Here is a 10,674-nt window from a genome sequence, read left to right as displayed (position 1 = left end):
GTGGTCGTCGCTTGGCTGTGAAGCTTGATCAGCATGCCGATCTCCCGTCTCGCACCTCGTTCAAAACAGATCGTGCCATGAAAAGCGCGGATCGACGAGGGGCTATGTGATCATCCGGGACGGAACACATAGTGGATTAAAAGAGCATGCTCAATTGAAAGAAGAGCGTGCTGGAAAAGATTGATTGAAGCATCCGTTCTTCCCCACAATAGCATCCTTGTCCGATGTCCGCTCTGGGTTGGCTCCGGTCATATGCTGCTTTGTTCAAGAATGGCGGGTATGGGCCGTTTTTTCTTGAAGGGCGACCACAGTTTGCAGGTTTGCACCGGCAGCTCCCTGCGCAAAACTTCCGCCCAGATCTTCGCCGAACGGCCGCGGCATACCGGGTGCAGGCCGGGAAACGTGCGGCGGGTGCAGGGCGCTAGCGCGGGATGGAAAAGACCTGCCCGGGATATATGAGGTCGGGGTCGCGGATCCTGTCCTTGTTCGCCTCGTAGATGCGGACGTAAAGGTTGCCCTCGCCATAATTGCTGCGCGAGATCGCCCACAGGGTGTGGCCGCGCTGCACGGTGACCGCACGCACCCTGGCGGTGTCGCCGCTCTCGTCTTCCCGGCTCCTGGCGACAGCTTCGGGTTCCTCGCGCTTGAAGGGCGTCTCGACCCGCGACGTCACCTTGCCGTCTTCGCCAATCTCGTCGACGCGGAGGGTATAGACACCTGTATCGACCTCCGGCAGCCCTGTCCGCCAGCTGCCATCTTCGGAAATCCGCGACGTGGTGACGGGCGTGTTGTCAAGATAGACACGCACGAACCCGGTCCCGCGGGCACGGCCCTGAAGCTGTACCTCGCCGGTCTCGGAATAGGTGATCGCATCAAGCGCCACCGTCGCCATGACCTCGGGGGCGGCATCCCGCGGTGCGGGGGGCTGTATGACGCGCACGCCGGACTGGTCGGACATGAGAACGGCGGTGGCCGGTTCCGGGGGCTCCGGGGGCACGGTTTCCGACGGGGTTTGCGGATCGGTGCCGTCACCCCCGGGGGCCGCGGCCAGTTCGGGAGCATCATCGAGGGTGTCGGGGGAGTCATCGGGCGGTGCCGGGCCCTCGGTCGTTTCCTTCGGCGCGGCGGGTGGTTCGGTGGCGGCCCCGGGCATGTCCTTGCCCGGCCCCGGAACCTCGGCAGTCTCTGCAAGGTCGGTTGTCGTGGCCGTCTCGGGGGACGGTGCCTCGACGGGTGCGGGCTCCTCGGCCGTGTCGGCGGGCGCATCGGCCGTGTCGGCGGGGGCATCGGACATGCGTGGTTCAGGCGGCACCCCGCCGTCCGTTCCGGACTCCGTGTCGACGGCGGTTTCGGCCGCCATTTCCGGCGTCTCATCGTCCTTTGCCGCGACGGCCGGACCTTCGGGGGGAGGCGTATCCGAAACCGGCATGTCGGATGTCTGCTCCACCGCCCCGGCATCCTGCTTCTCGGGCACGTCTTGTCCGGGATCGTCCTTGGGCCGGGGCGCCTCGGCAACCGGAACCATATCGGCCTTGTCCGTCTCCTCGGGCTCGGCCACATCGGACTCGGGCGTTGGTGCTTCGGCGACCCCGGCAGGCATCGGCGCAAGGATCACCTCTGTCCGGGACGGTATCTCGGTGGCGCCGTCGGGGGCATGCATGCGCAGTGACAGCACGCGCGCCTCGCGGCTTTCCGCGACCTCGAAGAAGTCCACGAACTTGCCGCCCGTGTCGGGCATAACGCGGCCGAGTTCCTTGCCATCGAGAAGCACCGCCGTTTCCCACCCCGGCTCCGCCGCGCCGGCAACAAGCATCGTGCCATCCGTTTCCAGGCGAAAAACGTCGATCGAGGGCGGGGGCGGCGCGATTGCCCCGGTCTCCGTGTCGTCGGACCCCGATGGCGGTTCAAGCGTCGCCGTGTCGGCGGCGGGATCCTCCGGGACAGGATCCTGGGGGGCTTTCGCGGCGTCATCGGCCGCCTGCGGACGGTCGGATTGCGGTTCGGCAATGCCATCAACGGCAGGCTGCTCGACTGCGGCGGGCTCTTCCGACGGTGTTTCAGGCGCGAGGATGCCGGACACGTAAAGACCACCCCCCACCACCGCGGCGGCGGCCACACCTGCCACCCCCACGGCCTGTCCGCCCGCCAATCCAGCCAGCTTGCTCATGTTTTTCCTTCCGCCGGTAAGCCCCGCAGCACGGTTGCCGGACAATATCAACAAGGCTATCAGGGGTCAAAACAACCCTTCGAGATATGCGAGTGATTTCATGCGGGTCAAGTCTGTCTGTGTCTTTTGCGGCTCACGTCGCGGTGTCCGCGCGGCATACGAGGCGGCTGCTGCCGAACTCGGGCGCACACTTGCAGCAGGCGGCTGGCGTCTTGTCTACGGCGCAGGGGACGTCGGCCTGATGGGCGCGGTGGCACGGGCCGCCCAGAACGCCGGCGGCGACACATTCGGCGTGATTCCGGCCCACCTGCTAAGCATCGAGGCCGGAAACAACGACGCTGGCCGTCACGTGGTGACCGAAAACATGCATGAGCGCAAGAAAGTCATGTACATGAACTCGGACGCCATCGTGGTGCTGCCGGGCGGTGCCGGGTCGCTGGACGAATTCTTCGAAGTGCTCACATGGCGACAACTGGGCCTTCATGAAAAGCCGGTCTTCCTTCTCAACACGGACGGCTACTGGACCCCGCTGATCGGGCTTCTGGACCATGTGATATCAGAGGGGTTCGCCGATGCCACGCTGCATGGTTTCGTCACCATCGTGGACACGGTTCAGGAACTTGACACGGCCCTGCGCAGCGCCCTGTCCTGACGCCACGCCGAAAAGCTGTAGATGGCCAGCGCCGTCCAGATCATCCCGAAGGCAAGGGCGTGCCAGATCCCGAACGGCTCGCGGAAAATCAAAGTGGCAACGAAGAATTGCAGTGTCGGGTTCAAGTATTGCACCAGCCCGACCGTGGCCAGGCGCACCCGGCGTGTCGCATAGCTGAACAGGATAAGCGGCGTGGCCGTCAAAACACCCGAGAACGCGAGAAGCAGACTGTCGGACCAGGAGGCCGCGAAAGCGCCGCCGCCGGGACCGGAATGGAAATGCGCCAGGATCACCACGGCCAGGGGCGAAAGAAGCAGCACCTCGGCGGTGACGGAAACGACAGGCCCCAGGGAAAGCCGTTTCTTGGCAAGCCCGTAAAGACCGAACGACACGGCCAGCACCAGCGAAATCCACGGCGCCACGCCCAATCCCGCGGTCAGGGCCACAACCGCGAGAAGTGCCAGACCAACCGCCGCCCATTGCGCCGTATCCAGCCGCTCACGAAAGACGGACGCCCCCAACAGGACGGCAACCAGGGGAAACATGTAATATCCCAGCGATGCCTCGACGGCGCGGTCGATCTGGATTGCGGTGATGAAAACGAACCAGTTGAGCGATATGGCCAGCGCCGCCAGAGCGATCGCCAGAACGGATCGACCCGAGGCCAGACCCACGCGCAGCAACGCGATCCGCCCTTGCCAGAGCAGCACCCCGGCGAAGAACAGGAACGACCAGAGCGTGCGATGCGCGAGGATCTCGATCGGCGGAATGTGACTCAGAAGTTTGTAGTAAAGCGGCGACAGGCCCCAGATCGTGCAGGCGGCCACCATCGCCATGACGCCTTTTACCGCCTCGGTCATTTCTTCCGCCCCGCACCAGCCCGATCTGTTCGCTTGCTGCCCCGGCACGCGGCGGGTGGCAAGGCGAAAATCGCACGCCCGCCGGAAACCGGGCGGGACAATGGCGCCGGCGGGAGGCGGGGCGCGCTTTCACATCAGAGCATGGGATCGAGTTCGGACTTCAGCATCTTCTCCACCTTGTCGAGCGGATGATTTGTGAGATCCTTCGCGATTTCCCCGACGACGCGTTCCTGAACCTCCTTGTGAAGATGCTGGCGCAGCTCGCCCAGGACACCGGGCGGCGCCACCAGAACGATACGCGAGAAGGCGCCTGCATGGGCGCGCTTGTAAAGCATGTCCGAAAGATCGGCCGCGAAGCGATCCTTGGCCAGTTCGTGCCAGTCGGTGTCGTCCATGGCAGAGCGCTGCCCGGGGCCGCTGTCGGGCATGCGGCCGGGGCGGTTGGCCGATTGGGCGATGTCGGACGGATTTTCCTGCGTTTGCTTGCCCACAACCTCGAGGTCGGGGCTCTGCGCGTCCAGCCGGTTGGTGAGAAACAGGGCCTTTTCGCCATCCGCGATCAGAACCCACGTACCATTGGTCAGAACCGCCATCTTTTACCTCCTTTGCAATCACCCGGACCCTATCATGCCCGCGGTGCGCCGGCCTTGATCCATGACAGGCCGCGTGTGACGAAAGAAAGCCCCCCGGTGCCGACCGGGGGGCCCGTTCGGCGAGGACGCGATCACATGCGCGAGGCGACGTTTTCCCAGTTGACCAGATTGTCGAGGAAATTCTGAAGGTAGGCCGGACGCTTGTTGCGGAAGTCGATGTAGTAGGAATGCTCCCACACGTCGCAGCCCAGAAGCGCGGTCTGCCCGAAGCACAGCGGGTTCACGCCGTTTTCCGTCTTGGTCACTTTCAGTGATCCGTCTGTGTCCTTGACCAGCCACGCCCAGCCCGATCCGAACTGACCCGCGCCTGCGGCGGAAAATTGCGACTTGAACTCGTCGACCGAGCCGAACGCCTCGTTCAGGGCCTTTTCCAGCTCACCGGGCATGCCGGTGCCGCCCGGCGCCATCATCTCCCAGAACTGGTTGTGATTCCAATACTGCGAGGCGTTGTTGAATATGCCGTTCTGCGCCACGGCATTGGCATCGTAGGTGCCCTTGATGATTTCTTCTACGGGCTTGCCTTCCCACTCGGTGCCGGCAATGGCCTTGTTGCCGTTGTCGACGTAGGCCTTGTGGTGAATATCGTGATGGTATTCGAGCGTCTCGCGCGACATGCCGTGCCCGGCCAGCGCATCATGGGAGTATGGAAGATCGGGAAGTTCAAAGCTCATGGGTCAGCCCCCTGTTCGTGTATGCGTGTCTGTACCGCTTACATGGTGGCGCAATGCCTGAAACGTCAACCCCGTAACCGGCCCGACAGGCGGTTCGAATCACCCGATCACCCGTCATGCGGGCCTGCATCAGCCGAAGTAGCCCACCTCTCCACCGGTGGCGGATGCGCCACGCAGGAGATCGAACACATAAACCGCGACCGAGCGGAAACAGACGACCTGCACGGTTTGATCGTCCGGCATCCAGAAGGCCGCGGGAACCTGCGCCATGCGCGTACGACGAAACTGTCCCGGTCCGAAAGCGCCGGGCGACATGTCGACGGGGCACAGTTTGGCGATGACCTCGCGGCAGCCCGCGCCGCTGACCTGAAAGACCGCGCGCGCATCCGAGACATTCACGACAAGCGCATGCTGGTCCTGCAGGGCATCCCGCATTCCGGCAAGGCTGGCCTCGGCCTCTTCGTAGGACATAACAAGCAGCAATTCGTCCGGTGACATCCAGGCGACCGCGTGATCCCCCCCGTCGGCGATCAGAACCTCGCCGCGCCCGGGCACAGCCAGATTCACGGCGGCCTCCACCGCCGCGCCAACCTCCGGCGTGTCCAGCCCGCCGCGCAGGGTTATCATGCCCTTGAGGCCCAGTTCCTCGACCGTCGCGAACCCGTCTTCACGGGCGCCTTCAAGCGCGCTCACGGCGTCAGACATTCTGCTTCTCCCCGTCCTTGTCGTAGAAGACCTGATCAACGATCCTCGCTTGCATCACGGTTCCGTCGACCTTCGGAAAATCCAGCACCTCGCCCATTCTGTCCGGACCGTTGAGGACCAGGCCCATGGCGATACCGCGTCCCAGGGTGGGCGAATGGTAGGTCGAGGTCACCCGTCCCTGCACGTTGCGCTGACCATTGGCGTTGTGGCCCTCGGCGGTGGCGTAGGCGCCATCCGGCAGCACCGCCCCGTCCACGGTCTCCAGCCCCACAAGCTTCCAGCGGGCCGGATCGGTCATGTGCGAGCGTTGCTGCGCCCGCTTGCCGATATAGTCTTCCTTTTTCTTTGAAATGGCCCAGTGCATCATTAGATCCTGCGGGATGACCGTACCGTCGGTTTCGTCCCCGATCATGATGAATCCCTTTTCGGCCCGCATGATATGGAGGGCCTCGGTTCCATATGGGGTCACGCCGTACTCGTTCCCTGCCTCCAGCAACATGTCCCAAAGGGCGCACCCCTGGCTGGCAGGCACGGCGACCTCATAGCTCAGCTCTCCCGAAAAAGAAATACGGAAAAGCCGTGCATTGATGCCATTCAGCGTCACATCGGCCCAGCCCATGAATGTCAACGCCTCGGCGCTGATGTCGTCATCGGTCAGTTTCTGAAGCGTCTTGCGGGCATTGGGGCCGACCACGCCGACCTGTGCATACTGTTCGGTGATGTTGGCGGTGTAGACTTTCCAGTCCCACCATTCGGTCTGCAACCACTCTTCCATGTGGCCATGGACATTCTCGGCGCCCCCAGTGGTCGTGTGGCACAGGAACGTGTCCTCATCGAGACGGGCGACCACGCCGTCATCCATGAGAAAACCGTTCTCGTTGCACATCAGGCCATAGCGGCAGCGGCCCGGTTTGAGCGTCGACATCATGTTGGTGTAAAGCATGTCCAGGAAACGGCCCGCATCCGGCCCCTTGACAATGATCTTGCCCAGTGTCGAGGCATCGAGAAGCCCCAGCCGTTCGCGTGTGGCCGCAACCTCGCGCTGAACCGCGTCATCGATGCTTTCGCCGTCCCGGGGAAAGCAATAGGGACGGCGCCAGGCACCCACCGGCTCCCAGTAGGCGCCGCGCGCCTCGTGGCGGTCATGCATCGGTGTGCGCCGTATGGGCTGAAACGTGCGATCGCGCGCCTCGCCGGCGATCGACGCCAGGGAAATGGGCGTATAGGGAGGGCGGAACGTGGTGGTGCCCGTCTGCGGGATCGGCTGGTTCAGCGCATCCGACAGGATTGCCAAGCCGTTGATATTGCTGAGCTTGCCCTGATCCGTCGCCATTCCGAGCGTGGTGTAGCGCTTGGCGTGTTCGACGGATTCGAACCCTTCGCGCGCCGCAAGCTGAACATCCGATACCTTCACATCGTTCTGGAAATCGAGCCATGATTTCATCCGCAGCTTGATCCCGGCGCCCTGCGGCATCATCCAGATCGGCTCGATCGGGTTTCCGGCCTGCTCCTCGGCCTTGGGCGCGGCCTTGCGCCCGGGCTTGTGGCCGGTCGCTTTCGCGGCGGCCTTGCCGGCGCTGTCGGCATCCTTGAGGCCGGCCGCGAGGTCCAGTTCGCCATTGGCCGCCCCGGCCGGGATCACAAAGCCCGTGCCGTCGGCCCCCGTCGGCGCCCTGTCCGTATCGGGGCGGAAATGGGCCTGCGCCTCGTCCCAGTTCAACTTGCCGCCGCAATGGGACCACAGATGCACAACCGGCGACCAGCCGCCGGACATGGCCACCGCGTCGCAGGCGATTTCCTCCAGAACGGCGCCCTCGCCGGCCTGTGCGCAGATCGCCACGCCCTCGACCCGCTTGCCGCCCTTGACCTTCGCGATGCCCTTGCCGGTTTCGATCCGGATGCCCAGGCCGCGCGCCTCGTCGGCCAGCGCCCCGCCGCCGCCGGCCCGGGCATCAAGGATCGCCGGTACCTCGAGTCCAAGGTTCCTGAGGATGATCGCGGTCCGGTAGGCATCGTCGTTGTTGGTCACGATCACGGTCCGGTCGCCGACCGAGATACCGTAATCCACGGCATAATCCCGCACCGCGGAGGCCAGCATGACCCCCGGCACGTCGTTTCCGGAGAAACTGAGCGGGCGTTCGATCGCCCCGGTGGCGGTGACCACCTGGCCGGCGCGGATGCGCCACAGCCGGTGGCGCGGCCCCGGCGCATCGGGCGCGTGATCCGTCACGCGTTCGTAGCCCAGCACGTAGCCGTGATCGTAGACGCCCGCGCCCATCAGGCGGCGGCGCAGGGTCACGTTGTCCATCGCCTCCAACTCGGCGACAGTTTCTTCCACAAACTTGTCCACAGGGGCGCCGCCCACTGTGCCGCCATCAACCGGCGCGCGGCCGCCCCAATGGGCCGTCTGCTCGATCAGCAGGACCCGGGCGCCCGCCTGGCCCGCCGCGCGTGCGGCCTGAAGGCCGGCCACCCCGCCGCCGATCACCAGCACATCGACGAAGGCATGGAAATGCTCGTAGGTATCCTCGTCGCGATCCCTGGGCGCCTTGCCCAGACCCGCCGACTGGCGGATGAAAGGCTCGTAGACATGCTTCCAGAACGGGCGCGGATGGATGAACATCTTGTAGTAGAAACCCGCCGGCAGGAACCGCGCGAAGGCGGCGTTGATCGCGCCGACATCGAATTCCAGGCTCGGCCAGTGGTTCTGCGAGGCACAGGTCAACCCGTCGAAGAGTTCGGTCGTGGTGGTGCGCTGGTTCGGTTCGAAGCGCGCGCCCTCGCCCATGTTGACCAGCGCGTTGGGTTCCTCTGCGCCGGAGGCGACGATGCCGCGCGGTCGGTGATACTTGAACGAGCGGCCCACCATCATCTGATCGTTGGCCAGCAGCGCCGAGGCAAGCGTATCGCCCGGATGGCCGCGCAGGCGCTTTCCGTTGAAGGTGAACTCGGTGCTGCGGCCGCGGTCCAGAAGGCGGCCGCCCGTGGCCAGACGTGTGCTCATGCGAACTCTCTCCAGCTCCAGCCCGGCCGCTTGGCCGAGATCCTGTCCTTGATGTCCTGCGGCGGTTCGGTTGTCTGCGCGGAATAGGTGCCGAACACCTCCAGGGTGACGGTGCAGCGCGCGGCGTGGAACCACTTGCCGCAGCCATTGGCGTGGCGCCAGCGCTCGAAATGGACGCCGCGGGGGTTCACCTTCTCGAAGAGGTAGCCGTGGAACTCGTCATCGGTGGAGCCCGGACCGAAACGCTTGAGATGCGCCTCGCCGCCGGGGGCGAACTCGGTTTCCTCGCCGGTAACACCGCAGCAGGGGCAGGTGAGTATCAGCATTAGATAACCTCCTGAAGTTTTGGAATGTCCGCAGAAAAGCCCCAGAGAACAGTCCCTGAAACAGTTAAAGCTGCAACAAATGTGAGCTTCTCTGGGGAAATCTCGAACTTCACTGCCGGCTTACCCTCGAGGAAAACGGAACTACTCGGTTTAGTTGCAAAGAACACGAGCATTGCTGCCACAGCAACCATTGCGGCCCCAATTCGCTCGACGACCTCGGCAAAACCTGATGCAGAAGCCCCTATTCCGAAAAGCAAAAATGCAATTGTGAATAAACTGAACCATTTTGCTTGCATCAGTGCGCCACCCCCGCAGCCACGCTTTCGTCGATGAAGCGGCCTTCCCTGAAACGGTCCAGCGTGAACGCGTCGCAGAGCGGCGACGTGCCCTTGGCCATCAGCTCGGCAAAGCCCCAGCCCGAGCCGGGGATCGCCTTGAACCCGCCGGTGCCCCAGCCGCAGTTGATGAAGCATCCCTCCAGCGGCGTCTTGCTGAGGATCGGAGAGCGGTCGCCGGTCATGTCCACGATCCCGCCCCACTGGCGCAGCATCTTGAGGCGATTGATGATCGGGAAGGTCTCGCACAGCGCGCGCACGGTTTCCTCGGCATGGTGGAAGCTGCCGCGCTGCGTGTAGTTGTTGTAGCCGTCGGCGCCGCCGCCGATGACCATTTCGCCCTTGTCGGACTGGCTCATGTATCCGTGCACGGTATTGGCCATCACCACCACGTCCATGCAGGGCTTGATCGGCTCCGACACGAGCGCCTGCAACGCGACGCTCTCGATCGGAAGGCGGAAACCGGCCATGTCGGCCAGCTGCCCGGAATGGCCCGCCACGACGATGCCCAGCCTGTCGCAGTCAATCTCGCCGCGGTTGGTGGTCACACCCCTGACCTTGCCGCCCTCGCTGCGGATGCCGGTGACCTCGCATTTCTGGATCACGTCCATGCCCATGGCCGAGCAGGCCCGCGCATAGCCCCAGGCCACGGCATCGTGGCGCGCCGTGCCCGCCCGCGGCTGCCACAGCGCGCCGAGGACCGGATAGCGCGGCCCCTCGATGTTGATGATCGGCACCAGTTCCTTGACACGCTCGGGGCTGATGAACTGGGTATCGACCCCCTGCAGGGCGTTCGCGTGCGCCGTGCGCTCGTAGCCGCGTATCTCGTGCTGGGTCTGGGCCAGCATCATCACGCCGCGCGGCGAATACATCACGTTGTAGTTCAGGTCCTGGCTCAGCGTTTCGTAAAGGCTGCGCGATTTCTCGTAGATCGCCGCCGACGGGTCCTGCAGGTAGTTCGACCGGATGATCGTGGTATTGCGCCCTGTATTGCCGCCGCCCAGCCATCCCTTCTCGAGGATCGCCACGTTGGTGATGCCGAAGTTCTTGCCGAGGTAATAGGCCGTGGCCAGCCCGTGCCCGCCGGCGCCGATGATCACCGCATCGTATTTCTTCTTCGGCTCCGGCGAGGCCCATGCGCGTTCCCATCCCATGTGGTAACGGAAGGCTTCGCGGGCGATGGCAAAGGCGGAATAACGTTTCATGCGCGCTCTCGGGGGCTGGTTGGATTCGCGAATGTTTCGCGTTGTGAGGGTAATGCGACAGTCCGGTGAATCAAAGGATACCCGGCGCGGCAAAAC

At 64.2% G+C, this 10,674-nt stretch carries 10 protein-coding genes; 1 reads left to right on the top strand and 9 read right to left on the bottom strand.

The genetic code is table 11. The features are described 5' to 3' along the window. Positions 1–421: 421 nt before the first annotated feature. Positions 422–2,167: a LysM peptidoglycan-binding domain-containing protein gene (locus DQW77_RS18640; protein WP_258523885.1), complete on the bottom strand. Its 1,746-nt coding sequence runs from the start codon at positions 2,165–2,167 to the stop codon at positions 422–424. Positions 2,168–2,267: 100 nt separating this feature from the next. On the opposite strand from DQW77_RS18640, the gene DQW77_RS15890 reads away from it, so the two are divergent. Beyond that, positions 2,268–2,819 carry a TIGR00730 family Rossman fold protein gene (locus DQW77_RS15890; protein ID WP_113259206.1) on the top strand — a complete coding sequence of 184 codons (552 nt, stop codon included), beginning with the start codon at positions 2,268–2,270 and terminating at the stop codon, positions 2,817–2,819. Here the strand turns inward: DQW77_RS15890 and rarD are convergent. The 8 genes from rarD to DQW77_RS15850 all read right to left on the bottom strand — a co-directional run bounded on the left by rarD (position 2,780) and on the right by DQW77_RS15850 (position 10,578). After that, positions 2,780–3,679: an EamA family transporter RarD gene (rarD, locus tag DQW77_RS15885; protein WP_113259207.1), complete on the bottom strand. Its 900-nt coding sequence runs from the start codon at positions 3,677–3,679 to the stop codon at positions 2,780–2,782. The two genes, DQW77_RS15890 and rarD, sit on opposite strands and share 40 nt — an antisense overlap. 134 nt (positions 3,680–3,813) lie before the next feature. Beyond that, positions 3,814–4,272 (bottom strand): host attachment family protein, encoded by a 459-nt coding sequence (locus DQW77_RS15880; protein ID WP_113259205.1) that lies wholly within the window; start codon positions 4,270–4,272, stop codon positions 3,814–3,816. A gap of 131 nt (positions 4,273–4,403) precedes the next feature. Then, on the bottom strand, positions 4,404–5,003 hold the full coding sequence (locus DQW77_RS15875; RefSeq protein ID WP_113259204.1) for a superoxide dismutase: 600 nt from the start codon (positions 5,001–5,003) through the stop codon (positions 4,404–4,406). Positions 5,004–5,132: 129 nt separating this feature from the next. Next, positions 5,133–5,708 (bottom strand): sarcosine oxidase subunit gamma, encoded by a 576-nt coding sequence (locus tag DQW77_RS15870; protein ID WP_113259203.1) that lies wholly within the window; start codon positions 5,706–5,708, stop codon positions 5,133–5,135. Beyond that, positions 5,701–8,712, bottom strand: a complete 3,012-nt coding sequence (locus DQW77_RS15865) for a sarcosine oxidase subunit alpha family protein (protein ID WP_113259202.1) — start codon at positions 8,710–8,712, stop codon at positions 5,701–5,703. Before DQW77_RS15865 ends, DQW77_RS15870 begins: the two co-directional genes overlap by 8 nt. Then, entirely contained in the window at positions 8,709–9,038 is a 330-nt protein-coding gene (locus DQW77_RS15860; RefSeq protein ID WP_113259201.1) for a sarcosine oxidase subunit delta, read from the bottom strand. The genes DQW77_RS15865 and DQW77_RS15860 overlap by 4 nt, the downstream gene beginning before the upstream one ends. Then, positions 9,038–9,334 (bottom strand): hypothetical protein, encoded by a 297-nt coding sequence (locus tag DQW77_RS15855; protein ID WP_113259200.1) that lies wholly within the window; start codon positions 9,332–9,334, stop codon positions 9,038–9,040. The genes DQW77_RS15860 and DQW77_RS15855 overlap by 1 nt, the downstream gene beginning before the upstream one ends. Further along, on the bottom strand, positions 9,334–10,578 hold the full coding sequence (locus DQW77_RS15850) for a sarcosine oxidase subunit beta family protein (RefSeq protein WP_113259199.1): 1,245 nt from the start codon (positions 10,576–10,578) through the stop codon (positions 9,334–9,336). Before DQW77_RS15850 ends, DQW77_RS15855 begins: the two co-directional genes overlap by 1 nt. Positions 10,579–10,674 lie beyond the last annotated feature (96 nt).

Source organism: Roseovarius sp. TE539 (assembly GCF_003298505.1).
GTDB lineage: Bacteria > Pseudomonadota > Alphaproteobacteria > Rhodobacterales > Rhodobacteraceae > Roseovarius.
The sequence above is the reverse complement of the archived record's forward strand: the minus strand, read 5'-3'. Positions and strand labels throughout refer to the sequence as shown.